This is a genomic window from Sphingobacterium sp. Lzh-3 (assembly GCF_046764375.1).
GTDB lineage: Bacteria > Bacteroidota > Bacteroidia > Sphingobacteriales > Sphingobacteriaceae > Sphingobacterium.
Window position 1 is genome coordinate 4,726,511 of the sequence record NZ_CP177226.1, and the last position, 23,962, is coordinate 4,750,472.

Genomic DNA, 23,962 nt, shown 5'->3' on the forward strand with positions numbered 1-23,962 from the left:
GAAGCTAGAATGATCTATTTTGAGAATAGCAAACCACTATAATCTATAAAATTACTTTTCCTTTAAATTAAGTAAATTCTCAAAATTAATTTGCATAAATTTTAACAATTACCTAATTTCACCGATAAAACACATATTAATACACAAAAGTATTTCTATAAGAACAATTATTTAACAAATAACCACTTAAATTAAAACCATTATTTAAAAAACACGTTAACTACTTTATTAATTACATTTAATTATATACTAACAACGTCAACCAATCATGACCAGATTTACGCAAACAGTACTGTTGATTCTGTTAATCTTCACAAGTCAACTTGTCGTTAATTGTTCCTCGGATAAGGATCCAATCGATGATATTGAAAATTCGACCAGTTGGATGGACGACCTCGAAAAATCTTTAGGAACAGGCACCAAAGCCAAATTAAACAATTGGATAGCAAAAGGTTTGGACCAAACCAAACTCAAAGAGGCATTTTCTAAGTCCAAGGATAAGGCTGCTCTGCTGAAAAACCTAGAAACAGCACAAAGTATTTATCATCAAAGAGTATATATTGAAGACTGGAACAATATCCCTGGAATAGAAAAATCTGATTATGTACCGAATGGCTTAGCCAATGGAAAGAACAGCCCATGGAATAACCCCGATTTAGATTTACCTGCTGTTGAAGCAGCCAACTTTGTGGACGCTACAGCGACAGAACTACCCGCAGGCACCAAAATATATCGTGTCACTGGCGGAAATCCTGCTGGCGGCTACTGGACCAAAGAGATTCCAAAATCCGTTGGCGACGTAATCGGCAGTACTGCCGTTCAACCGGCATGGAACAACTTCAGTAAATTCTACCGCTATGAAGTGCCACAAGCCAAAACACTAAAAGTATGGCAGGGGACCACCGCAAGACAACCCATTGCCGCAGGTATAATCAACCCCCATCTGCCTGGCAAAGCAATTCAGCTATTTATCCCTGCAGCTGTCAGAGATGATGCCTTTAAACAACTAGTACAAGAAATTCCTTTACCATGGTAACTATTGAATACATCAAAGCGCATTATCTGCAACTTCTGACGCTATTGCAACAGGAAGTTTCACTCAATCAGTCAGCTCAACCGTTTTTAGACTATGTTCTTCTTTATGAGAATAAATTTTCAGGCACATCAACTACAGCGGATGTACAACAGCTTCGGGAGTTTTTGAGAGGAGCAAACCGATTTGCAGATGAGTTTTCATTTTCCGATCGGCATGGCAGCCAAATACGGGCCTTGATCAAAAGTCTCTATGACCTATTGGATACCGCTATTTCATAGCTTATACAGGAGCGTTTTTGACTAGTAAGCCAAAAACGCTCTTTTACAAATTATCCTTCACATCCGCTAAAACGGTTATCATGGCCCGATAGATTCCATACAATAAGAAGAGTAGACTTGTAATTGTAAGCCCCAGATACTCCACCACCCATGCAATAAGTATAGCTACGAGGTGAATTTTACCATTCTCCGGTTTAAATGCTGCTCCCGAATAAACGTAGTAAGCGATGGAACCAAATAACACCAACCATATCATCGCATAAACATAATGAAGCGGATTTTTGCTGAGCTTTTTATTTTTAAACATGTGTCAAGTTTTATGATTTGTTAGCCATCCGTTTATCTAAACAGCAAACGGATATGTTGTCAAATGTAATCCCTAGCCCAGCTTTTCGCAAGGCACAACTATAATTCGCATCCGATGGTTTAATATTCGTGGCAACGCTAAAAAAAATCGGCAGCAGCAATCATCGGCATACAGCTACTTCGCTACTTTAACAACAAAAGAAAAAGTCCCTTACATGACTGCAAGGGACTTTACGATAACCGATTATTCCGATATGATCTCTATGCCGCTGGAAATTTGCTCATATCCATATAAAATATCTCCCAGGTATGACCGTCAAAATCTTCAATACTTCGCTGTTGCATAAAACCGTAGTCTTTCATTGGCGTTGGTTCAATGCCTCCGGCTTTCAATCCATTATCAACAATTTCGTTCACACGATCCAAACCAGAAACAGAAAGTGAAAGTAGTGCTGCAATCTGTTTTTTTGTATCTGCAAGCGGTTTTTCTGTAAATGTTTTAAATTTATCCGGAGATAAAAGCATCACAAAAATATGCTCACTCCAAACCATACATTTGCCTTGTTCGTCGGAAAACTGAGGATTATTCGTAAAGCCCAATTGTGTATAAAAATCCATTGACTTATTCACATCGGCTACGACGAGATTAATAAATATCTGTTTCATCATTTTAAAGTTTAATTGCTATTGATCATGCAAAGTTGAAAATTTTCATCCAAAAAAAACTTGACCTATGCGAAGATTTTTATGCAGCATCAATGAACAAGCAACGGAATGACCATACCTTATATGGATAGCTCATTATATGGATCGCTTGTTACTTAGCGAGCTCATTCAATTCGGCCTGTGAAAAGACATGCTCGCCTTTAAGATAACTATTTGCTTCTTTTAAATACGTATAGATCACCTCTCGCCCCTTTGGATTGGGCAATTTATATAAATTGCGCACCAAATATTCCTTGTCCCGCAATCGATCTTTACTATAGCTTAAAAAAGAGGGCGCATGTGTCTGCACACTCCAACGAATAAAACGTAAATCGATATTATCGGGATATTTCATGATCATTTCCTCCAGAAGCTTTTTCCCTTTCTTGAATTGACCTAATTTTGTAAACGGATTGCCCATATGTTTCGCCCATAATATTTCATAAGCAGCGAGGTATCCCTTCTCCGTTGCTGAATTGGCAGCTCTTTCCAGTAGTTTCAGATTCGCTTCACAGAGTTTCTTGTTTTTAACAGCAGTAGCGTACTCGGCTCGCATTTTATCAACATCAACTTGACCAAAACAACATATCGCACATAATACCAAAGAGACACAGACAAAAAATCGTATAACCATTTTCAATTCAATTAAAGTAAAAAATAGAACGCTGTTCTAGTCATATAACAACATCGACAAGCTTTGAGTTTTCTTATTTTTTAATCCGTTGAGAACGCTGTCTGTTTTGCCATTTGCCCAAAACAATCAATAATGCACCAATGACGACAAAAACCAAGGTTACTCCAAAGCTGTTCAAAATAACCCTGTCCATCCCCAATTCGGAAACATTGACAAAAGGATACGGATAAAATCCAGAAAACGAACCATGCCACAACGTATAAAAAAGATAGGCTAATGGGAAGATTAACCAATAAAAAAGATGACTCCAACGGATTGTTTCCTTGCACAAAAAACGCCACCAAAAAAGGAAAAAACTCAAAGGAGTGAACACATGTAATAACTCGTCAACCACCATTGACAAACCCTGTGGATGCGACAGAAAGCGGAGTAGGGTATTATAGATAATGCCGACAATAAGAATGTATAATGTTACGGCAGTAATTGTTTCGGGTTTAGTAAAAAATAAGCCCATTCGACTTTTTGACCAGCAAACTGAAAAAAAACAGCATAGCAGAACCATTACATTACTCAGAATTGTAAAATAACTAAAAAACTGAACTATATAGTCCACGCGACCGAGCTTTGAGACAAGAGCACTCAATACAAACTGCCCAACGACTGCAAACAAGGTAATCAAACCAATGCTACCAGCAAAAACAGATTTTAATGACTTTTGAGCTTCCATATTACGAGTGGTCTATACAATACTAAATATAAAAATTTCAACTGCTATTTGGAATTTTAAATGATCAAATCCAATGCACCCCCACCCGAACCTGGAATCCAGATTGTAAATAATTGCAACGAATTGTAAATGGATTCAGTTTCCTTACTTACAATTATTATTTTTATAGACTATAAAGTATTGATAAATGATTAGAGTAGCCATTATCGAGGATGAACCCGCCGTACGCAAAGAAATCAGCTATTTGGTCCAACAGGAAACTGACGTTGAACTTGTTGGCTGGAGCGATACGGTGACAAATGCTGTAAAATTGATTGAAGAGAAACAACCAGACGTTATACTCATGGATATTCAGCTCCGTGATGGTACAGCATTTGACATCCTAAAAAAGCTAACCGTTATTCCACAGAATATTATTTTCATTACGGCCTACAATCATTTTGCAATCAAAGCCATCAAATACGGTGCTTTGGATTATCTCTTGAAACCGGTCGATCAAACCGAACTAAACGAAGCCTTAGAACGTTACCGGCGTAAAAGCGAAAACAATCCCCAATGGATGCAACGTTTATCAATGGCACAAGAAGCTTTACATGCCAGCGAACTTCCCGAAAGCATTGCTTTGTCTTCCATACAGCATGTACGTATCGTCCCTGTTCACAACATCGTGTACTGCAAAGGAGACGGTCCCTATACTTTTTTCTTTTTAAATGATGGTACCAAAGAGTTAATCTCTAAACCCCTCAAATATTATGAAGAATTATTGCCACAGCCTTATTTCTTACGCACCCATCAATCGTATCTTGTCAACAGGTCACATATTTCTGGTGTCAATCGTTCCGAGTATATTGTCTTAAAGAACAAAGAGGAAATTCCAATTTCATCACGCAGAAAAAATTCGATCTTAAATCAGCTTTTCCCAGAAAAATGAGCGCACTGAACCGCATTTTCACTTGGCTACTACTGCCTTTGTTTTTTATCGCTTGCGCTCGAAAGAAAGACGGATTATTGCCCGACCATGATGCTATTGCTGCACAGATTAAAACGCTCGAAGACCAAAAATTAACTGCAGCAAATGGAGATTCCATCAAACAGGCCTGGTTAACGTTAGACCAAAATTCCACCGTAAAAAAAGACACGGTACTCGCTGCCCGTGTAAAATATTACCTGGCACGACTCTATGCTATGAGCGGTCAAGATTCGGCTCTTTTTTTTGTTCAACAGGCGCTTGAACTCATTGAACCCACCACTGGAAACGCAAAATACAAAGCACTTATTTACAATGGCATAGGAAACATCCGTAGCATAGAAGCAAAACAACGCGAAGCGGGCTATTATTATAACAAAGCCGCCACGATTGTTTTGTCGGATACCGCTGCAGGACTGTCAACCGAAGCAAAATCAGCAATATTATTGTCCGCTGCCCAAAATAACTTGAGCTCCTTCCAATATAACCTTGCAGAAAAAATGAATCGTTCGGTACTCCCGCTAATTGATTCACTGCCAGAAGGACATATTAACCGGCAACGCGTATTGGTACAAATGATACAGACGCTGAACACCTTACAAAGGCCAGCAGAAGATATTTCCCCCTTCCTTAATCAACTCGAAGAATTACACGCTAAAAATCCAGACAAATACAACATTAGTTTTCTTTACGATTCGAAGATCCAATACTATGAAACGGCTAAGAAACCGGATTCCATTTTACATTATGAATTGCTAAAAATAGCAATAGATGAACGTTTGCACCAACAGACAGCATCCTCTATACTGATGAACAATTTATTTGTAGATTACAGTAATGTAGCCGCAATCTATGTTTCATTAAATAAACCGGCATTGGGAGAAAAATTCATCCAAAAAGCCAGCAAACTTAAAGCGCAGTTTCCCAAATTAATCTTTCCCAACAACGAAATTACATTTCAAAACAGTCTCGCAGCCGTCTATCGCCTGCAAGGAAAAGATAAAGCAGCTATAGACGTACTAAATCACCTTGTGCAATTACAAAGGGGCATTTACCAATCGGAGAATACACAAGCGATCGCAGAAATGAATGCCCTATATCAACTCCAGGCGAAAGATCAGTCTATTCGTATACTGAACGAAAATATCAAGATCAATAAACTTCAGCTACAAAAAAATCGTTTAGGACTGATCATTTCCTCCCTGGCGGTTATTTTATTGATCATCATACTTTTCTTCCTATATTACAGTTTTCGCCAGCGACGCTCCAGGCAAGAGAAAGAAAAGGTTTTATTGCAGCAGCAGTTGTTGCGCACACAGATGGAACCGCACTTTATTTTCAATACCCTTTCCGCAGTACAGAGCTTCATGCGCCTGGATAAAAAAGAAAATGCCATCAAATATTTGCACCGTTTCAGTCGACTATTACGTAGCAATCTCGAATTAAGCCGTGAAAACCTCGTTCCATTAAATGAGGAACTTGAAACCCTAGAAAACTATTTGATCTTACAGCAAATGCGTTTTGAAGATGCTTTTCATTACCACATCACACAACCTGAAGATCAAGATTTAAGTGCAGTCATGCTACCACCAATGCTGATACAACCCTATGTTGAAAATGCAATTCTGCACGGTATAAACCTCGAAACGGGCGATGGTAGTATTGACATCCAGTTTGCGTTATCTGCAGATATCCTAAGGGTGACGATTAAAGATAGCGGTAAAGTCAATCCAGACATTCCTGAAATTACACATCGTTCACTCTCTGGAACAATCAGTCGTGAACGTATGCAATTGTTAGGAAAAAAAGCGAGTGTTCAGACCACCAAAGACCCCATTGCTGGCACTACGGTCACACTTCTTATTCCAATTACCTATTAACGATTTATATTATTTAAACAAACTGCAGCGCATTCAACTTGTCATCTAATATCAGGATAGGATATAAATTGTAGCGCAATTTCATTCGTTATCCATGGAAAATCAATTAAATTAATTAAATTCGTTTATAAACCAACGAAATAGCGTTTTGAACACAATTTTCAAATTTATAGTCGCATAATTTAGCCTCACAAACCACAGGCTAATTATTCTTTTATTCGGGTAACTCCTATCCGAACAGGTTTTCATTTCACCCTATTATTCTCGGTATTGTTAGCTCAGGAGAGTATTTTATGCTATTTCAGTATTTAAAATACCGTATCCCATCCTTTCCAATATCGTCGATAATATCAAAAATCAAATAAAGAATATTAAGCGCGACTACAACTCATGCGAAAAGAATATATCTGGGAGATCAAAGCACACAACACTCCCCTTCTCAAAAGATCCTGCAGCCATTGCGATAGTGATAGGTTCTACTGCAGTGAAAAGTTCAGAATGAATGCACAGAAAAAAAATATCGACGTTTGGTTGATTTATAGATGTATCAAATGTGATAACACCTACAATATGACCATTATTTCCCGTGCCAGCCCCGAATCCATCAATAAGGAACTGTTTCATAGATTTCAGGAAAACAACAGGGAGCTAGCATGGCAATACGCTTTTTCAACAGAAATCAGAAAAAAGAACAATGTTGAAGCAGATTTCGATACCATCAAATATGAAATACAGTATGAACAGCGGTTCATGGAAAATTTGCACAGCACAAACGAAGACACCTTATCCTTCAAAGTCGTCTATGCATTCAGCTTTCAGCTCAAACTAGCCACCGTCATTCGTAACTGTTTAAAACTATCATCCAGGCAGCTTGACCGATTCATCACTATGCAGGCAATTACTGTACATGGAAAATTTCTAGAAAAAAAACATCGCATCAAACATGAGGATATTGTGAAAATATCATGCGAAGCATTGAAACGCATAACCCGATAAACAAACGGCGAGCAATCCTATAATTGCCCGCCGTCTTATTAACTAAACACAAACTAAATTTCATTTCAGGTTCTCCCCCTGCTCATTGACATTATTTATTTTTGTTTCATTATATCCGCTAAAAGTTTCATGTAAAAACCTCCAACAACACTACGCGCCTTAAAGTTTTCACGGATCCCCGTAGTCGAATCATAAAAATCATTTAATGGGACACGGGATTCCGTTTGAATCGCATGATTATAGACTGGTTTCACCAAAGCTTCAAATGCTTCTTTTGACGGAGCAAATGATGCTGTCCAAAGAATCCAGTCATTTTTGGTGTAGGCCTTACGGCTATCCAATGGTATGCCGAATCTATTTTGCTTGGTCAGGTAATACTTAATTTCCGTATCATACACTTTTTGCGGAAACAGATTCAATCCCAACACTTTGTCCCAGATCAAATTATATTTTTGACTCCAGGTATTTTTATCGTCAAATGTCAGCGCGTAATGGTCGCCCGCATCTGCCATTTCCATCCATTTCGGAACCATTTCCTCCGCAATTGCACGGTATTTTTTTGCGATTGCAGTTTCACCAATGGCCTCCGCTAGCTGCGCATAACAGGCAATACCCACAATAGCTTTAACAGATAAATTGGCATTTCGTGCAAGATGACCAGCAAAATCGTCTGTACAGAGCTGCGTTTTAGGGTCAAAGCCATCTTTAACGAGATAATCTACCCAAGTTGTCAATGTTTTCCAATGCTTCCTCGCATAGTCCCCATTCCCTTGCACTTTAGCGATTGCCGCAGTTAAAATAATCATATTGCCCGATTCCTCCACAGGCATAGGCTCGCCATAGGTTTGACCATTGGCCAATGGATACGTACCCAAATCGTGAGCCGCCCAAGGATAGGGGTATTTACCGCTTTCGCTAAAATAAAATATTCCAGTTAACATCCCTTTCAACAGCTCCGGATTATAGATCAAATACAATGGTGCTGAAGGATAAGTGACATCCACCGTATTGATAAAACCACCACTATTATTTTCTTTGGAAAGCCATAGCAGTTCATTTTGTGGACTTTTCACCAAGGTATGTGCTGCTATACTTTGGCGATAAGCTAGCACACTAAGATGTGCATATTCTTTTCCACCCGATTTTAATGCATCTGCATATACAGCTTTGTCGAATGCTACGCACTTATCGAGCACATTACGATACTCATCTGCAGCCAAAGTCAGCTGATTTTCCATTGTTTCTTTACCAGAATTGTTCCACCATGGTCGCAGGTTATTTTTGAAATACTGAATCGCATAAATTTCATCGTATCCTACCTCAACAAAACGCTCCTCCGCTTTCGCACCCACATTGCCAAATGGAATGACCGTGTTCAGCGCAAGTGAGGTACCCTTAACAGTTTTTGCAGCGGTCGTTGTTCCCTTTCTAAAGGCGTCGACGGCTCCGCCCCTCGGACTAATAAACTGTTGCGTTTTATCCCGCTTTGGTGAAGCAACATAAAAATACCCCCAGTCTATCCGCATATCATCGGCACCTTTCTGCAAAATAGGCTGTTCGACCGTTCCCGCTTTTAGTACCGACAATTTTGCCGTTTCATATTTATCGGCGGTTACTTCCTGTGAAGGCTTATACACCGCAATATTTGTGGATGCACTTAGAAAAACTTTAATAGCATGTTGCTTGCCATCGTTTGCTTTTACGTTATACGTGATATAGCTTACCGGTCGAGCCAATAAATTCAGATCATCCATAAGCAAAGGCGACGTAAAGCTTAGTTTCAGATCCACCTTACCTGCCTGAAAATTATAGACCGTACGCGTCGCTGTTATTTCCACATCTTTTTGCAAGGCTTCCTGAATTTTCGGTCCACGCTCTTTAAGCCTGTCGACCAAGCCAAAATCCAGGTAACGACCGCCAGCACTATTCTTCAAATGGATGGCAATATGATTTTGCCCGGCCTTCAAATTCGCCTTGTCAATCGGTAAATATTGAAAGCTGTTAGTCCAACCTACCTTTTCGTAAACCTTCTTCCCATTCAAAAATACGTCTATATTATCATCATGATTGAGTTTTAAAAACAGCTCATTGATGCCCTTCGGATCCGTTACGGAAAACTCACGTCTCACCCAGATATCGTCCGATTTCCAAAGCGTCTTTACCTGTTGCGCATCATCACCGATGGGTGCAAGTCCTGATTTCCACGTATTCGTATTATAAGCGGAAGACTCCCAGCTGCCTTGAGGTTTTGATTCAGTATATTGTACCGTATAAGATTTATCTTCCGAAGTCGGTAGAATAACCGCATAACTAGGCTCTTCTTTGCCAAGAAAACGATAAATATTACCATCAACATCAATTAAGCCCAACAGCGAGTGATCAGCGTCTGTCCAGTGTTTCGTTGTCGACGCATGAAGCTGATCCGTCATGGACCATATACTAAAATTGGGGTTGTGCGTAATCAATGGATAAGCCGGAGCTTTACGTTCTTGGCCGTGTCCATCTAAAACAGTGGAAACACAGGCCACAATAACACAGAGACCTATCTTCCCAAGTTTGTTCATTGCATGAATAGATTTTTGAAAAGGTTTAATCATATTTTTTGGATAAATTAGCTACATAGTTTTCCGCATTGGACTTATGCCCAATCGTTTTAACAAAGAAAGTTGGAATAATTTAAATTCAGCTGTCGCATCGTATCATTTTACCTTCAATTTATATCATATTTGACATGCTGCCATCTAATCAAGATAATTATTATCTTTGAGAACCCGTCCGATCGTTATGTGCAAAATGACCTAATAAACATCGGCATTCAATTTTACCAACAACACAATGAGAAGTATTTACGTTTATTTCTTAATGACCATATCTTGTCTTTTTTCAGCGAGCACACAGCTTTATGCACAAGAAACAGATTCGGTCAATAAAAAAGAATTGGATCTGAGTTCCTTACTGAACGGAATTAGACAACAGCAAATTAATGATTCTCTTGAACGGGTAAAACTTCAGCATGAAATTGCCGATCTTAAAAGTCAAAATAGCCCCAAAAAGGAAAATTTAAAACAGCAGCTGAATGAGTTTGACGAAGAAAATAACCTTCGGAAGCAGCAGCTGAAAGTTAAAGTAGACTCCATCAAAAAAAACACCAAAAGATATGCGGTCGCGCCATTTCAGAATACGCTATTCTATATCTATAATAAACTTGGATCATCATTGGCCAAAGATCGTGCTTACAATGTGGTCAGCAGAATCCATAATCTATACGAAGATGATTTTGTGAAAGTAGATTCGTTTAAAATCGAAAACAACGAAATCAGTGCCGACATCGTATATAAAGATCTCGTCATAACTTCCGTCACTGAACTCGACGCACTACTTGAAGGAAAAAGCAAAGAAGAGATTGCGGCAAACTACCTAAAAAGAATTCAGGATTCAATCACAACGGAACGTGCAGATAACAGCATTACAAAACTTCTTACCCGTATTGGACTTGTATTGCTCATTCTCCTTGTCTTTTCGATATTGGTTCTACTGATAAACAAGTTGAAAAAATATGGTACGCAACGAATTTTGAAGGAAAGAACACAGCGGATAAAAGACATTAAGATCAAAAATTATGTCCTTGTCACTTCGGTACAAAAAACACGGATGTTTATTCATGCAATAAATATCTTACGCTGGGGCCTGATCGTCCTCATTGCCTTTATCATGCTGCCGATTGTCTTCAGTGTTTTTCCATTTACACAGAGTTGGGCATCCAATCTTATTGGACTTTTCACAAAACCCCTGAAGACCGCAGTTTTGGCCATTTGGGATTATATCCCCAATCTGATTACCGTATTTGTCATACTCGTTGTCATGCGTTATGCCGTTCGATTCATAAAGTATATTTTTAGCGAAATTGACAAAGGCAAATTGGAAATTAATGGCTTCCATCGCGATTTTGCCATGCCTACCTTTACTATTGTTCGCTTTCTGCTCCAAGCCTTCACACTGGTGCTCATATTCCCGTATTTACCCGGTGCAAATTCAGATATCTTTAAAGGAATATCCGTATTTATAGGTGTCCTATTTTCTTTAGGATCATCTTCTGCAATTTCCAATATCATAGCGGGACTCGTGATCACTTATATGCGTCCTTTCCGTATCGGAGACCGTATCACTATCGCCGACAAAACAGGCGTTGTTATCGAAAAATCACCACTGGTAACAAGGCTTCGAACGATAAAAAATGAAGAAATTACCATCCCCAATTCGTCGGTACTTTCTGGAAATACCGTCAATTATTCTACCTTCTCAGAAGATGGAATCTGCTTTCAGGTGGAATTGACAGTCGGTTATGAAGAACCTTGGCAACGTATACACGAATTGTTACTGAACATTCCACCCCGAATAAAAAGAGTCAACCTTAACCCCGCGCCATTCGTCTTACAAAAAAAATTAGACGATTTCTATGTCCTCTATGAACTGAATGTGTACATTGCTAAATCAGCGGAAATTGAACTGGCAAAGTCTGAAATTTTTCAATCGATCTTAGATGACTTTCTAGCTGCAGGAATTGAAATGAATGGCCCGCACATATTTGCTAAAGTTGACCATGTACAACAATATAATCCAAAAATGCCCAACAGCTCGTACAATAACTGATCTGAAAGCACAATTTTTAGTTGATTACTGCAAAGAATATATGATGCGTTTTGACCCGGTATGCATATTCTGTTGAATTCATCCACCGTTGTGAGCTTGTTTACTAAAGATGTAAAACATAGATTAGCTCTTCGGCTTCGACTCCGTCAGGCCAAACGACATCCCTGGATTGCGTGTATTTAAAATGAAATGACTGATTCGCTGCTTTCGACGCATCGTTCCCCACCCGATGGGATACCGTAATCTGGCCACACCCACGCTCACGTGCCCATGCGATACGCGCTTCATAAAACAAACGGGATAAACCCTGGCCTCTATGACTTTCCTGAATGAAAGAAGCGATCAAAATCGCGTTTGACTCATCTGCCCTATCCAATACAACACCAGTCAGCCCGACCAATATTCCCTGGTTATACAAGCCGAACATCGCACATTTGGGATTATCCAGCATGGCCATCCATTCTGCATCACTGTACCCTGCTTCTTTTTGATAGTTGCTACCAAAAACCTCAGGGGTAGAAAATAAGGCCTCCAGTCTAATTTTTTTATATTCCTGCCATTCTCCTATTTCTAAACGTCTTAGTTCATATTTTTCCATTTCTGGCACCTTTCTTTGCTTATCTTTCAGCGTAAATATACTTAAGCAAGCGCAATAAATGAACACTGGACCAGCGACATTATTCAAATTGGACTAGCTCATTTGCACCCATTGGCCGTAATTTTGAATTAAATTAAGAAATAGCTATTTCAATGCATTTACAACAAGGGGGCCAATTATATAAAATAAGCCTACATCGAAAAAAATGGATCGATAAGTAATGAAAAAAAATGAACACACACACTGACATAGCAATCACACAGGTAAAACTAACAGATATTGACCTGCTGCAGCAAATAGGAAAAGCAACATTTATTCAGACCTTTTCAGACACGAACACCGAAGAAAATATGAAGACCTATCTGGCCGAAGGTTTTTCAAAGGAAAAATTATTGTCCGAGCTCTGCGATAACGAATCTGAATTTTACTTCGCTGTCTTAAAAAATGATGTTATTGGCTACCTAAAAGTAAATACCGGCCAGGCCCAGACCGAACAACAGTGCCCCCAGGCATTAGAAATTGAACGCATCTATGTATTACAGGAATTTCAGGGTAGAAAAGTGGGGCAGTTATTGTTTGAAAAAGCACTAGCCTTAGCCCAAATAAAAGCAGCTTCATTTATCTGGCTTGGTGTTTGGGAAAAAAACTTGCGGGCAATCAATTTTTATCAGAAAAATGGTTTTGTCGCATTCGACCAGCATATTTTTCAACTGGGTGAGGATAAACAAATAGATATCATGATGAAAAAAACAATACCACCGCACCATGCATGAGTTTATAGCAGAAAATATACAGGTCATACAACAACGCATAGACGAAGCCTGCAAAGCAAACCGTCGCGATCCCCGCGAAGTAAAATTATTGCTGGCCACTAAAACCGTACCTGCCGAACGTATCGAAATCGCACTACAAACTGGTCAAACTTTAATTGCTGAAAATAAAGTGCAGGAACTGAAAGACAAATTTGAGTATTTAAACGCTGTTCCCCATGTCAATCATTTTATTGGTCATCTTCAAACCAATAAGATCAAGGATCTGCTCAAATGCAACGTATCCTGCATCCATTCGATCGATCGTATAGATCTCGCCGAAAAATTGCATCAGCGACTTTTAAAAGAAGATAAAACCATGGAAGTGCTCATCCAGGTAAATACTTCCTTCGAAGAGAGCAAGTACGGCGCTGCGCCAGGGGAAGTGATCGGCCTGGTTCAGCAAATAGCAACATTAAGCACACTAAAGATTAAAGGACTGATGACTATCGGTATATTGAGTGCCGAGGCCGAACAGGTACGTGCCTGTTTTAAATTACTCAAACAAATTCAACAACAGCTTATAGCCCTAGCTATCCCCGGTGTATCGATGCAAGAATTGTCGATGGGCATGAGCGGAGATTTAGAGATAGCGATAGCGGAAGGCGCTACGATTGTCAGGGTAGGCACAGCAATTTTTGGACAACGCCCAACACCAGATAGTTATTACTGGAATGAGAACCTATAACATAAAAACCAATGCAGATACATTTTATACAACACGAAGTCTTTGAAGCACCCGGGGCCTATTTAACCTGGGCGGAAAAACAACGGCATTCAGTTACTTTCTCCCATGTTTATCAACAGGATCTCCTTCCAAAAGAAATAGATTCCATCGATGTGTTGATCATTATGGGCGGACCTCAAAGCCCAGATTCATCCCCGTCCGAATACCCTTATTTTGACGCTAAGGCCGAAATTGCTTTCATCCGCCGATGTATTGATGCCGGCAAGGCGGTTGTTGGTATATGTCTGGGCGCACAATTGATTGGCGAAGCGCTGTCGGCAACGTACAGACATAGTCCGCAAAAGGAAATTGGAGTTTTCCCCATCACGCTCACAGAGGAAGGAATAAACGACAGCAAAATAGCACATTTTGGCAGCCCATTGCCGGTCGGACATTGGCACAACGATATGCCTGGACTTACCCCAGAAAGTAAAATCTTAGCAAGCAGCGTCGGCTGCCCTCGACAAATTGTTCGCTATACAAATCTCGTCTACGGATTTCAATGCCATATGGAACTTACTACTGAAGTCGTCCGGCTTTTGATAGCTGCAGAAGAAGATCTCTTTCTTCAAAGCCAATCGCTCCAGTTTGTGCAATCACCTGACGAAATTCAGGCTTATGATTACCGCGAAATGAACAGCAAACTTCATACATTTCTAGATTTACTTGAATGTGCATACACGAGAAGTCTAATAAGTAAATGAAGGGTATCTGTCTAAACGGGAGCGTAAAAATTTACAAAGGTAATTCATTCGTTGGATAAAAAATAGTAGATTTGGTGTAACACAAAAAAACTATTGATGAACCTAAGACGCAGTCAACTTTTAAAAATGGGCTATCTAGCCCTTCTGGCAATTCTCCTACACGCCTGTGTTTCCCAAAAAGAAAACAAAAATCTGACTTGGTATCAACATCAGGTTATCGAGCAGCTTGTCCCGGAAACTGATTCCAGTTATAGAGTTCAAATTGGTATTATGGCTGCTACCTTCTGGCTAGACAATCAGGATGGTCAACTGGCCAAAAAATTGAACCTCCTGCAACAGAGCTACACGCAACGAAATAAAGTCGATGTCGCTGTTCAGCAAGGTACCAACAAAATCATTCGCGTCACTAAATCAGAATAAGACTAGCTTATTCAAGGCAACACAAATGATTTTGGTACCCACCAATACTTCAATTATAGTTAATATCTTCCGCCTATACACATCATCCACTACATGATATTCTTTGCTATCTTTTCAATACGGTCCTTACAGGCCACATTGTAAATTAAGCGATTTTATTCATTAATATAATTTGAGGCGCTTCCTGCAATTTTTCACCGGCAACTTTTCCGAATGCGACAATATAAGGTTGTTGATTATGCGCATCCAAGCCCGCCTGATCTTCCCAGATTTCATAAAATATAAACTGGTTTTCATCACTGTTTACCTGATGCAGATCGTACTGTATACAAGCTGCTTCCTTTCTACTTGCTTCGACCATTTCTAACAATAATGCCAATACTTCTTCCCGATGTGCGGGAACTGCCTTTAAAATTGCGGTTAAATATACCTTCATGTTATTGATTTTTATTTTGGTAATTTACTCTTTTCATCGCAATAACGCCATGGATAAAGCGATTTATCGATCAATAAATTTTTAGTTTAACGTAGTTTCCAAATGGAAAACCTCTTCCAAATATTGTTTATATTCCTTTTCGTAATTGTCGACACGTTCTTGAGACGCACCCTTCTCCATATCATGAAAATGGAAGCTTCCCAGATGTTCCAATCCTGCAAACTGATTCATCTTGTGAAAACCGAATAAAACACCGGCATCAACGGAATGCTGATCAAAAAACTCATTTTCCATTGTAAAGGCTGTATCAGGAGCATTCCAGCTCGAAGTCACCATGTATTTTTTACCATGCATCAAACCTCCGGTACCATAATTAATAGCCGGATTCTTACGTGAACGACCATCATTTTTATAGATACCGTTGTTGTGACCCGCCGTAAAAACCTCATCGATATAGAGCTTCAGACGGTTCGGAACCTGAAACCACCATACAGGAAAATGGTAAACGATAATGTCTGCCCATTTAAAATTTTCAACTTCAACCATTGGATCAAAATCATCGTTGATATTGGTTACCCTTGTTTCAAGTCCATTTTCAGCCAATGTTTCAACCGTCCAATTTGTTATTGTGGTATTGAAAGAACCACCCGAGTGTGCGAATTTCTGTCCGCCGTTGATAATAAATATTTTCATTTCTATAATTTTTATTATTGATAACACAAATTTCTATCATATTTTTAAATCATACAAATAATTTAAATTGTATATTTGTATCATAAAAATAATAACTATGAAATGGAACTTAGAATGGCTTCGTACATTTAAGGCAATCTATGAAACCGGAACATTATCTGCAGCGGCACAGGAATTGTTTATTTCTCAACCTGGTGTCAGCCTACATCTGAATTCCCTGGAAGCCTTTACCGGGCACAAGCTTTTTGATCGATCTGCGCGGAGAATGGTGCCGACCGAAAAGGGGAAAATCTTGTACAACTATGTTATTGACCCACTTAAAAAACTAGAAACCGGTGAACAGCATTTTCACAAACGTGCATTGGACGAACGTGTCACAATCAGTATCGGAATGTGTTTTGAGACCTTTCAATACACATTGGAAGAACATATTGCACAGCTCCCCTTTAATTTAATTATCAAATTTGGAGAATATCCTCAGATGCAGCAGGATCTTGATAATGGTTTATTGGATCTTATTATTACACCTCAAAAAGGAAACCAGCAGAATCTACAATACGAAGCTTTCTCAAAAGAGCGCATTGTCTTGATTGCAGGGTGTCAGACCGACACATCCACACTCGAGTCACTACTGAGCGACAATAAAATTAAGGAAGCAGCCCAGCTTCTAAAAAAACAATTGTGGTATAGCACGGCTGCCGATATGGATCATTTAAAAAACTATTGGTCGACACACTTTGGCGAACATCCGGACTTCAGCCCCAATTATATCGTTCCAAATATCAGTTCAATTATACGCTGCTTGAGCAACAATACTGGCTTTTCCATTGTTCCCGACTTCCTTTGTGCCGAAGCACTTGCATCCGGAAAAATAAAACTAATCTGGGAAGGGACTTCTCCCGTGGAGAATATACTTTACTTTGGAACAAGAAAGAAAACCATGTATCAGGAAGAAATCGGTCAATTGGAAACGCTGTTAAAAGAGAAATGGTAGATCACCGTGCAATTTCTTGCCGATAGCCCGATTTCCGCTACTGATGCAGCATTTTGCTTAAAAATTCGGGCGTAACGCCGATATATGCGGCAACTTGTTTCTGCGGAAGACAGTCGATCAATGTAGGATAACGTGTACAGAACTTTTCGTAACGTTCTTTGGCAGCTAGACGGAGATTCTCCATCGATCGACTTTGATAATAAACCAATGCATTTTCGGCAAGTATCCGAAAATAGACATTCAGTTTCGGAATCTCCTGATAGAGCCGATGCAGATCTACTTTGGAAATCATCCATACCTCAGATTCAAATACCGCATCAATGTATAGGTTGCCCGGTTTTCCGGTTACCAAACTATACATATCGCCGATCCACCAGCCTTCGGGAGCAAACTGTTGAATATACTGAAAGCCGTTTTCATCCACGCAATAACTTCTTAGACAACCCGAAGCGACAAAAATAGTGTACCTGCTCAGATCGCCCTCCAACAGCAAATATTGTTTCTTCTTCACTTTTTTGGATATCACAACAGCCAATAGGCGTACGATTTCATCTTCCGTGAGGTCGATCTCTTTCTGAATACTCTTCAACAATAGCTGTTTGTCCATAAAAACAAAGGATGATACACAACAAACATAGATAAATTGATGTTTGTATCCAAAAAAATAGACAAGCAGCGCCTTTTCTACGAAGGGAATACACTTAGCTCTTCTAAAAGAAATACATTTTGTTCTTCATCGAAAAGGCGCATAGGATACTTATATATTTACGGATGGCCGTCCCGAAGCAATGGTATGCGCTTCCTTCAAGACCTCCGAATAAGTAGGATGTGCATAAGACACCCTTGCCATGCTATCGGCGGTGATTTCATATTCCAAGCCCAAAACACCTTGGGCAATCAGATCGGCCGCACGTGCTCCAATGATATGAACTCCCAAAAGTTCACCATATTTAGGATCGGCCAACACCTTTACAAAACCTTGCGTATCCATCCCCGCGCGAGCACGGGCATTTGCGGAAAATGGGAATTTCCCAATCGTATACGCTATACCCTTTGCTTTGAGCTCCTCTTCTGTTGCGCCAACAGAAGCCACTTCAGGCCAGGTATAAACCACGCTAGGGATCCGATCGTAATGTACCTTTGGTTTTTGGCCGTCGATATGTTCGACAACAAAGATTGCTTCTTCTTCAGCTTTATGAGCCAGCATAGCTCCGCCGATCACATCACCAATAGCATAAATGTGAGGAACGGCCGTCTGTAACTGCTCGTTAGTAACGATCATCCCTCTTGCATCCAATTGAACAGCTGTATTCTCCAGTCCAAGCCCCGCTGTAAATGCTTTCCGTCCGACAGCGACCAAAATATAATCCGCCTGTAACTGTTGCTCGTTACCAGCTCGATCCCTAAAGAAAACGTTTGCCGCAGCGCCTACATTTTCTGTTTTGTAAACAGCCTGTTCAAGCAAAATTTTAATGCCATCATGCAGCAGTATCTTTTTCAATGCATCTCCCAATTCATGATCCATATTGGCAAGGAGACGATCGGCATATTCGATAATCGTGACCTCACAACCCAATCTATTGAATATGGATGCCATCTCAACCCCAATTACACCGCCGCCGATAATAACGATTTTATCTGGCTTCTCTTGCAAAGACAACGCCTCTGTTGAGCTGATTATACGTTTTTTATCTATGGTTACTCCCGGAACAGTCGCTGGTTTGGAACCCGTAGCGATGATAAATTTCTTTGCTCCAAGGGACAGCCGTTCCCCCGCTGATGTAGCAATCTCCACCGTTGAATTATTGACAAAAGAAGCCGTTCCATGGATCACTGTTACCTTATTCTTTTTCATCAGGAAATCCAACCCCTGCGTATTTTGCAACACCACTTTATCTTTACGCGCATACAATCGATCAAAGTCCACCGATAGCCCCGCTACCTGAATCCCGTGTGCAGCAAAATGATGCTGTGCTTCATGATAATGATGCGTACTATCCAAAATTGCCTTTGTGGGAATACAGCCCACATTGGTACAGGTACCACCCAATGTATCATATTTCTCTACAAGTGCGGTTTTATACCCCAATTGGGCACTGCGAATCGCCGCAAAATAGCCGCCTGGGCCAGACCCAATGACAACCAAATCATATTGTTCCATATACGAACTATTTTTAGTTAACAGAATTATTCACGACCAAAAAAGGTCTTACAAGTACGCCCCGTATAGTTGCCACCATCCAAAAGGCTACGATAAAAATTTCAATACATACGCCAATCATAACATAAAATAAAATACCAAAAGGTATATTTAAAAACAACAGAAAACACAGTACTATACATAAATATTGTATTTAATTAAAATCAGTACAAACCTACAAATAAAATACCAATCAGTATATTATAAATAAAAAAAATAGATCAAAAAAAATAATATGAAAGTCAATTCTACGCCGAAGAGATTGTGCTTATGTTTAGAATAAAGGGATATTCTTTAACTTGCTTCCAGATTAGCACCAACAGCGTCAAACGATTATTTTCAAATGAAACAGCATAATTACATCGCCACAATTACGTGGACAGGAAATCGCGGCAGCGGAACCGATCATTATAAAAACTACGAAAGAAGCCATCGCATTAGCATTGACGGCAAAGCTGAGATTGAAGGTTCTTCGGATCCAGCGTTCCTGGGAGACCCCAGCAAACACAATCCCGAAGAACTATTGCTTGCCTCCCTGTCCTCCTGCCATATGTTATGGTACCTGCATTTCTGCTCGGTCAATAAAATTATTGTAGAAGAATATGTAGACCATGCAACAGCGATCATGCTTGAAGAAGAAAGTGGAAAAGGCCGTTTTAAAGAAGTTACGCTAAATCCTTCGGTCCGGGTAAAAGATGCAACGATGATTGCACAGGCCATTGAATTACATCAAAAAGCAAGTGAATATTGTTTTATTGCCAATTCAGTAAACTTTCCGGTCTTGCACACCCCCAACGTCAGCATCAGCACTTGCAGCTAAATGAGAGAACTTTCTTCTTCACATGATATGCTGCGAAATAATATGCTACGACATGATATACTGTGAATTGACAAGAACGGCGATACCTGATCCAACGGCTTCATAGCTTAGCACTATTTATTGGCTAGCCGCTCCTGTAACTCCCGACGGAAAGTAATACCGACCGGTAGGGACGTATTATTGATCTGTACCATTCCATGCTCATATTTGATCACCTTATTGATCGAAGCAATGTAAGATTTGTGGATACGGATAAACTTTGATGCCGGCACCTGTGTGAGAATTTGCTGGGTGGTGCTTGCGGTCAAAAATGTCTGACTAGGAGTGACAATTTTCACGTAATTGCCAAAGCTCTGGATAAAATCGATCTGCGATAATTTAACGTCAATAATACGGCCATCCATGCGTATACTAATTGATTTGGGTTCTTCTTCCTGGGGTGACACAGCCGTGTTATAGGATAAAAAACGTTGAACAGCTTTAAAAAAACGAGGAAATGAAATAGGTTTTAACAGATAATCAACAACGCCATAATCATAACTCTCCAAGGCGTATTCGGAATATGCTGTTGTCAAAATCGTTTTGGGCGGGTTATCCAGCATCTTCAGAAACTCCATCCCATTAATTTCGGGCATTTCAATATCCAGGAAGATTAAATCTACTTTGTTCTCCCGAAGAAACTCCAATGCCTCAAAAGCATTATAACACTGAGCGACCAACTGCAGATCAGTACTTCTTTCAATATAATTTACCAGTACATAATGCGCCGCAGGTTCGTCATCAACCACAATACAGCTATTTTTATTCATTGTTTAAAGATTTATAACCAATGACACCTCATACTCCTCTTTTTTGGAATTTGTCGTTAATGTATACCGATTAGGATACAAAAGCTTTAATCGCGCTATTGTATTTTCCAGACCTATTTTCGCCGAAAAAACATTCCTTTTCTTCACGGGAACAGAATTCCGTACATGCAAATATAAGTTCCCTTTTTCAATCTTGATCGAAATATGTACAAAACAATCTTCAATACTGCAGGTTCCGTGTTTAAAAGCATTTTCTACGAAAGTAATCAATAGCATCGGCGCTATCTGATAATTGATATCTTCTTCTTTTTGATAATCAAATTCAATTTTCGTGCGATAACCTAACCGTTCGCGCTCCAGCTCGATATAACTTGAGATAAAATCGATCTCATCATCCATACCGACAAATTCCCGATCGCTGCATTCCATCTGATAACGGAGAAGCTGGGAAACTTTAATGATCAATTCGGAGGTACGTTCCGGATACTTTAAATTAATACCATAAATGGTATTCAATGTATTGAATAAAAAATGTGGATTGAGCTGTTTTTTTAAGTGGGACAATTGCGTTTGATTGGAAAGCAGTTCACGTCGGGTCTTCACCCGTTGGAAGCGATAAAACTCTATAAATTGGATACTGCCCAATATACAGATCAACGAACCCAATAATACACCAAATTGATAATGGAACGTTTTCTGAACAAGATTCTTGTAAAGAAAACAATTCTTGTAGATCACATTATCCGTTAGCTCTTTTAATATGAGTGCAAAAACCAGTAGTGTTGCCACCGACGCCAAAATATACAACAGCGGTTTATTCTTCTTAAGTAGCAATGGCAACAGGAAAAAGCGATTCAATTGCGCATGCGCATAAAGGATCAAGAAATAGAACACGCCCATCAAAAATCCCTTCCAGCTCAGGATCAATATCCAATCGTTCAAAGTAAAGAGGATAAACGAAAAGATCAATAGCACGATCTCCTGTATCACCTTGTTCTCCAAAACTTTTCTCATAATCCTTTTTTTGTTAAAAATCTGTTACAAAGTAAAAGTTTTAAGTTTATAACAGTAGAAAAATAAATGACGAATTAAATTGGTCACTTTTAAACGCTATAGATCATTTTAAAGGGACATCGCAATTCATCTCATCGCTATCTTCGTGTCCATAAAATGATAGATAACCTATGCTGAAATTGAATTTAGTGCTGTCATTGGCTGTATCACTTGCGACCTCCTCTTCCTTCGCTCAGAAGCTTACGCTTCGCGATGCCGTAGAACAGGGTATTGCAAATTATGGAAATATCAAGGCAAAGGAATATTATCTCCAGTCCTCCCTGCAGACCAATGAACAAGTCAAACGCGACTTTTGGCCCAATCTGAACATCGTAGCCCAACAGGACTTTGGAACAGTCAACGGACAAAATGGTCCACTGTATGGATTTGGTGGGCTGGGTGTAGCTTCTTCGGGAGCCGCTCTTCCAGAACAAAATTGGAATGCCGCATTTGGTGCGCTTTACTTAGCCAATGTCAATTGGGACATTTACACCTTTGGACGAAAAAAAGAACGTATCGAATTGGCCAAATCCGATACCAAACGACTACAGGCCGATCTCGGTCAGGAACAGTTCCAGCATAAAATCAAGATTGCTGCGGCTTACCTCAATTTATTGGCTAGTCAACGATTGGAAAAAAATCAACAGATGAATCTGGATCGTGCACTGGTATTTTTAAATATTGCTGCCACCAAAGTAAAAAATGGAATATTGCCCGGAGTGGATTCAACGCTTGCTTCAGCGGAAGTATCGCGCGCTAAAATCAGCCTCAATCAGGCCCGTGAAAATGTTAAGGAGCAAAACAACAAATTGACAGTATTGATGGGAATACCAGCAAAAGACCTGCAAATAGACACCTTGCTCGTCCAGAAAACACCCGTCGAGCTAACTCCCCTTTCAGGCAACTTGATTGAAAGTAACCCTATTCTGCAATTTTATAAAAGTAAAATTGAACTTGGCGAACAACAGTTGAAACTATCAACCAAAGAGTATCTTCCCACTGTAAGTGCCTTTGGAGTCTTTCAGACCAGAGGATCTGGCTTTAAAAGTGACTACATCACGGATTTACAAGCCTATAGCACAAATTATTGGCAAGGAGTTCGTCCCAGTAGGCAAAATTATCTCTTGGGATTGGGCATAAACTGGAACCTGACTTCGATTGCGCGTATCAATAAAAAAATCAGTGCACAGCGCTTTACGAACGATGCCCTAAGGGAAGAATACCAAACTGCCGAAGCCCAATTGACAGCGCAGCTGGATGCCGCTGATGTGAAAATCCAATTGGCCCGAAAAAGTGATCTAGAAGCTCCCCGACAAGTGTCTGCAGCTCAGCAAGCTTACAATCAAAAAATGACGATGTATAAAAACGGTCTAGCGACACTTGTCGATGTGACGCAGACCCTTTATACACTAAATAGAGCCGAAACCGATCGCGAGATCGTCCACATCAATCTTTGGCAGTCGCTTTTACTAAAAGCCGCAGCTGCGGGAGATTTTGATATTTTCAACAAAGAACTATAA

Annotated in this window: 25 protein-coding genes; 13 read left to right on the top strand and 12 right to left on the bottom strand. The window is 39.8% G+C overall.

The window, feature by feature from the left end; translation table 11 throughout:
- The first annotated feature begins 268 nt into the window (after positions 1-268).
- Both ACLCDV_RS19910 and ACLCDV_RS19915 read left to right on the top strand, forming a co-directional pair.
- Positions 269-1,036 (top strand): hypothetical protein, encoded by a 768-nt coding sequence (locus tag ACLCDV_RS19910; protein ID WP_317664591.1) that lies wholly within the window; start codon positions 269-271, stop codon positions 1,034-1,036.
- A complete protein-coding gene (locus ACLCDV_RS19915) occupies positions 1,030-1,314 on the top strand; it encodes a hypothetical protein (RefSeq protein ID WP_075993823.1) in 285 nt (94 codons plus the stop codon). Before ACLCDV_RS19910 ends, ACLCDV_RS19915 begins: the two co-directional genes overlap by 7 nt.
- A 43-nt stretch (positions 1,315-1,357) precedes the next feature.
- On the opposite strand, the gene ACLCDV_RS19920 is transcribed toward ACLCDV_RS19915, so the two are convergent.
- From ACLCDV_RS19920 to ACLCDV_RS19935, 4 genes are all read right to left on the bottom strand, one after another.
- Positions 1,358-1,621, bottom strand: a complete 264-nt coding sequence (locus ACLCDV_RS19920; protein WP_317664588.1) for a hypothetical protein — start codon at positions 1,619-1,621, stop codon at positions 1,358-1,360.
- A 260-nt stretch (positions 1,622-1,881) separates the two neighbouring features.
- Positions 1,882-2,289: a VOC family protein gene (locus ACLCDV_RS19925; RefSeq protein ID WP_075993825.1), complete on the bottom strand. Its 408-nt coding sequence runs from the start codon at positions 2,287-2,289 to the stop codon at positions 1,882-1,884.
- Between the two features lie 148 nt (positions 2,290-2,437).
- Positions 2,438-2,959 (bottom strand): hypothetical protein, encoded by a 522-nt coding sequence (locus tag ACLCDV_RS19930; protein ID WP_317664586.1) that lies wholly within the window; start codon positions 2,957-2,959, stop codon positions 2,438-2,440.
- A gap of 73 nt (positions 2,960-3,032) precedes the next feature.
- On the bottom strand, positions 3,033-3,686 hold the full coding sequence (locus ACLCDV_RS19935) for a Pr6Pr family membrane protein (RefSeq protein WP_317664584.1): 654 nt from the start codon (positions 3,684-3,686) through the stop codon (positions 3,033-3,035).
- Positions 3,687-3,873: 187 nt separating this feature from the next.
- Here ACLCDV_RS19935 and ACLCDV_RS19940 point away from each other — a divergent pair, with 187 nt between their 5' ends.
- The 3 genes from ACLCDV_RS19940 (at position 3,874) to ACLCDV_RS19950 (ending at position 7,529) form a co-directional block, all read left to right on the top strand.
- Positions 3,874-4,617: a LytTR family DNA-binding domain-containing protein gene (locus tag ACLCDV_RS19940; protein ID WP_317664582.1), complete on the top strand. Its 744-nt coding sequence runs from the start codon at positions 3,874-3,876 to the stop codon at positions 4,615-4,617.
- On the top strand, positions 4,614-6,533 hold the full coding sequence (locus tag ACLCDV_RS19945) for a sensor histidine kinase (protein ID WP_411972065.1): 1,920 nt from the start codon (positions 4,614-4,616) through the stop codon (positions 6,531-6,533). The genes ACLCDV_RS19940 and ACLCDV_RS19945 overlap by 4 nt, the downstream gene beginning before the upstream one ends.
- Before the next feature lie 498 nt (positions 6,534-7,031).
- Positions 7,032-7,529 carry a DUF1062 domain-containing protein gene (locus ACLCDV_RS19950; protein ID WP_411972066.1) on the top strand — a complete coding sequence of 166 codons (498 nt, stop codon included), beginning with the start codon at positions 7,032-7,034 and terminating at the stop codon, positions 7,527-7,529.
- A gap of 95 nt (positions 7,530-7,624) precedes the next feature.
- Here ACLCDV_RS19950 and ACLCDV_RS19955 read toward each other — a convergent pair whose 3' ends face one another.
- Positions 7,625-10,093, bottom strand: coding sequence for a glutaminase domain-containing protein (locus tag ACLCDV_RS19955; RefSeq protein WP_411973954.1), 2,469 nt, complete (start codon positions 10,091-10,093; stop codon positions 7,625-7,627).
- A 271-nt stretch (positions 10,094-10,364) separates the two neighbouring features.
- Here ACLCDV_RS19955 and ACLCDV_RS19960 point away from each other — a divergent pair, with 271 nt between their 5' ends.
- A complete protein-coding gene (locus ACLCDV_RS19960; RefSeq protein WP_317664577.1) occupies positions 10,365-12,179 on the top strand; it encodes a mechanosensitive ion channel family protein in 1,815 nt (604 codons plus the stop codon).
- A gap of 103 nt (positions 12,180-12,282) precedes the next feature.
- Here the strand turns inward: ACLCDV_RS19960 and ACLCDV_RS19965 are convergent, their stop codons facing one another.
- On the bottom strand, positions 12,283-12,777 hold the full coding sequence (locus tag ACLCDV_RS19965) for a GNAT family N-acetyltransferase (RefSeq protein ID WP_333574434.1): 495 nt from the start codon (positions 12,775-12,777) through the stop codon (positions 12,283-12,285).
- Positions 12,778-13,007: 230 nt separating this feature from the next.
- Between ACLCDV_RS19965 and ACLCDV_RS19970 the strand changes: the two genes are divergently transcribed.
- From ACLCDV_RS19970 to ACLCDV_RS19985, 4 genes are all read left to right on the top strand, one after another.
- Positions 13,008-13,550, top strand: coding sequence for a GNAT family N-acetyltransferase (locus ACLCDV_RS19970; RefSeq protein WP_411972067.1), 543 nt, complete (start codon positions 13,008-13,010; stop codon positions 13,548-13,550).
- Positions 13,543-14,274: a YggS family pyridoxal phosphate-dependent enzyme gene (locus tag ACLCDV_RS19975; protein ID WP_333574432.1), complete on the top strand. Its 732-nt coding sequence runs from the start codon at positions 13,543-13,545 to the stop codon at positions 14,272-14,274. Before ACLCDV_RS19970 ends, ACLCDV_RS19975 begins: the two co-directional genes overlap by 8 nt.
- Before the next feature lie 11 nt (positions 14,275-14,285).
- Entirely contained in the window at positions 14,286-15,017 is a 732-nt protein-coding gene (locus ACLCDV_RS19980; RefSeq protein ID WP_333574431.1) for a type 1 glutamine amidotransferase, read from the top strand.
- Positions 15,018-15,113: 96 nt separating this feature from the next.
- Positions 15,114-15,437, top strand: coding sequence for a hypothetical protein (locus tag ACLCDV_RS19985; protein WP_313180982.1), 324 nt, complete (start codon positions 15,114-15,116; stop codon positions 15,435-15,437).
- Positions 15,438-15,582: 145 nt separating this feature from the next.
- On the opposite strand, the gene ACLCDV_RS19990 is transcribed toward ACLCDV_RS19985, so the two are convergent.
- A complete protein-coding gene (locus ACLCDV_RS19990; protein ID WP_075993834.1) occupies positions 15,583-15,873 on the bottom strand; it encodes a putative quinol monooxygenase in 291 nt (96 codons plus the stop codon).
- Positions 15,874-15,954: 81 nt separating this feature from the next.
- Entirely contained in the window at positions 15,955-16,566 is a 612-nt protein-coding gene (locus ACLCDV_RS19995) for an NAD(P)H-dependent oxidoreductase (protein WP_248932406.1), read from the bottom strand.
- Between the two features lie 97 nt (positions 16,567-16,663).
- Here ACLCDV_RS19995 and ACLCDV_RS20000 point away from each other — a divergent pair, with 97 nt between their 5' ends.
- Complete coding sequence (locus ACLCDV_RS20000) at positions 16,664-17,560, top strand: LysR family transcriptional regulator (RefSeq protein WP_075993836.1); 897 nt, start codon at positions 16,664-16,666, stop codon at positions 17,558-17,560.
- Between the two features lie 37 nt (positions 17,561-17,597).
- Here ACLCDV_RS20000 and ACLCDV_RS20005 read toward each other — a convergent pair whose 3' ends face one another.
- Complete coding sequence (locus tag ACLCDV_RS20005) at positions 17,598-18,167, bottom strand: Crp/Fnr family transcriptional regulator (RefSeq protein ID WP_333574429.1); 570 nt, start codon at positions 18,165-18,167, stop codon at positions 17,598-17,600.
- Between the two features lie 150 nt (positions 18,168-18,317).
- Positions 18,318-19,721 carry a dihydrolipoyl dehydrogenase gene (gene lpdA / locus ACLCDV_RS20010; protein WP_411972068.1) on the bottom strand — a complete coding sequence of 468 codons (1,404 nt, stop codon included), beginning with the start codon at positions 19,719-19,721 and terminating at the stop codon, positions 18,318-18,320.
- Between the two features lie 382 nt (positions 19,722-20,103).
- Between lpdA and ACLCDV_RS20015 the strand changes: the two genes are divergently transcribed.
- Positions 20,104-20,580: an OsmC family protein gene (locus ACLCDV_RS20015; RefSeq protein WP_201667453.1), complete on the top strand. Its 477-nt coding sequence runs from the start codon at positions 20,104-20,106 to the stop codon at positions 20,578-20,580.
- A gap of 113 nt (positions 20,581-20,693) precedes the next feature.
- Here ACLCDV_RS20015 and ACLCDV_RS20020 read toward each other — a convergent pair whose 3' ends face one another.
- Positions 20,694-21,389 carry a LytR/AlgR family response regulator transcription factor gene (locus ACLCDV_RS20020; protein ID WP_201667452.1) on the bottom strand — a complete coding sequence of 232 codons (696 nt, stop codon included), beginning with the start codon at positions 21,387-21,389 and terminating at the stop codon, positions 20,694-20,696.
- A gap of 3 nt (positions 21,390-21,392) precedes the next feature.
- Complete coding sequence (locus ACLCDV_RS20025; RefSeq protein ID WP_317664557.1) at positions 21,393-22,403, bottom strand: sensor histidine kinase; 1,011 nt, start codon at positions 22,401-22,403, stop codon at positions 21,393-21,395.
- 170 nt (positions 22,404-22,573) lie between these two features.
- Between ACLCDV_RS20025 and ACLCDV_RS20030 the strand changes: the two genes are divergently transcribed.
- Complete coding sequence (locus ACLCDV_RS20030; RefSeq protein WP_411972069.1) at positions 22,574-23,962, top strand: TolC family protein; 1,389 nt, start codon at positions 22,574-22,576, stop codon at positions 23,960-23,962.

Bases quoted from the DNA above. Each gene is read 5' to 3' on its own strand.
- ACLCDV_RS19910 (WP_317664591.1), top strand. From the start codon at position 269: ATGACCAGATTTACGCAAACAGTACTGTTGATTCTGTTAATCTTCACA.
- ACLCDV_RS19915 (WP_075993823.1), top strand. From the start codon at position 1,030: ATGGTAACTATTGAATACATCAAAGCGCATTATCTGCAACTTCTGACG.
- ACLCDV_RS19920 (WP_317664588.1), bottom strand. From the start codon at position 1,621: ATGTTTAAAAATAAAAAGCTCAGCAAAAATCCGCTTCATTATGTTTAT.
- ACLCDV_RS19925 (WP_075993825.1), bottom strand. From the start codon at position 2,289: ATGATGAAACAGATATTTATTAATCTCGTCGTAGCCGATGTGAATAAG.
- ACLCDV_RS19930 (WP_317664586.1), bottom strand. From the start codon at position 2,959: ATGGTTATACGATTTTTTGTCTGTGTCTCTTTGGTATTATGTGCGATA.
- ACLCDV_RS19935 (WP_317664584.1), bottom strand. From the start codon at position 3,686: ATGGAAGCTCAAAAGTCATTAAAATCTGTTTTTGCTGGTAGCATTGGT.
- ACLCDV_RS19940 (WP_317664582.1), top strand. From the start codon at position 3,874: ATGATTAGAGTAGCCATTATCGAGGATGAACCCGCCGTACGCAAAGAA.
- ACLCDV_RS19945 (WP_411972065.1), top strand. From the start codon at position 4,614: ATGAGCGCACTGAACCGCATTTTCACTTGGCTACTACTGCCTTTGTTT.
- ACLCDV_RS19950 (WP_411972066.1), top strand. From the start codon at position 7,032: ATGAATGCACAGAAAAAAAATATCGACGTTTGGTTGATTTATAGATGT.
- ACLCDV_RS19955 (WP_411973954.1), bottom strand. From the start codon at position 10,093: ATGAACAAACTTGGGAAGATAGGTCTCTGTGTTATTGTGGCCTGTGTT.
- ACLCDV_RS19960 (WP_317664577.1), top strand. From the start codon at position 10,365: ATGAGAAGTATTTACGTTTATTTCTTAATGACCATATCTTGTCTTTTT.
- ACLCDV_RS19965 (WP_333574434.1), bottom strand. From the start codon at position 12,777: ATGGAAAAATATGAACTAAGACGTTTAGAAATAGGAGAATGGCAGGAA.
- ACLCDV_RS19970 (WP_411972067.1), top strand. From the start codon at position 13,008: ATGAACACACACACTGACATAGCAATCACACAGGTAAAACTAACAGAT.
- ACLCDV_RS19975 (WP_333574432.1), top strand. From the start codon at position 13,543: ATGCATGAGTTTATAGCAGAAAATATACAGGTCATACAACAACGCATA.
- ACLCDV_RS19980 (WP_333574431.1), top strand. From the start codon at position 14,286: ATGCAGATACATTTTATACAACACGAAGTCTTTGAAGCACCCGGGGCC.
- ACLCDV_RS19985 (WP_313180982.1), top strand. From the start codon at position 15,114: ATGAACCTAAGACGCAGTCAACTTTTAAAAATGGGCTATCTAGCCCTT.
- ACLCDV_RS19990 (WP_075993834.1), bottom strand. From the start codon at position 15,873: ATGAAGGTATATTTAACCGCAATTTTAAAGGCAGTTCCCGCACATCGG.
- ACLCDV_RS19995 (WP_248932406.1), bottom strand. From the start codon at position 16,566: ATGAAAATATTTATTATCAACGGCGGACAGAAATTCGCACACTCGGGT.
- ACLCDV_RS20000 (WP_075993836.1), top strand. From the start codon at position 16,664: ATGAAATGGAACTTAGAATGGCTTCGTACATTTAAGGCAATCTATGAA.
- ACLCDV_RS20005 (WP_333574429.1), bottom strand. From the start codon at position 18,167: ATGGACAAACAGCTATTGTTGAAGAGTATTCAGAAAGAGATCGACCTC.
- lpdA (WP_411972068.1), bottom strand. From the start codon at position 19,721: ATGGAACAATATGATTTGGTTGTCATTGGGTCTGGCCCAGGCGGCTAT.
- ACLCDV_RS20015 (WP_201667453.1), top strand. From the start codon at position 20,104: ATGAAACAGCATAATTACATCGCCACAATTACGTGGACAGGAAATCGC.
- ACLCDV_RS20020 (WP_201667452.1), bottom strand. From the start codon at position 21,389: ATGAATAAAAATAGCTGTATTGTGGTTGATGACGAACCTGCGGCGCAT.
- ACLCDV_RS20025 (WP_317664557.1), bottom strand. From the start codon at position 22,403: ATGAGAAAAGTTTTGGAGAACAAGGTGATACAGGAGATCGTGCTATTG.
- ACLCDV_RS20030 (WP_411972069.1), top strand. From the start codon at position 22,574: ATGCTGAAATTGAATTTAGTGCTGTCATTGGCTGTATCACTTGCGACC.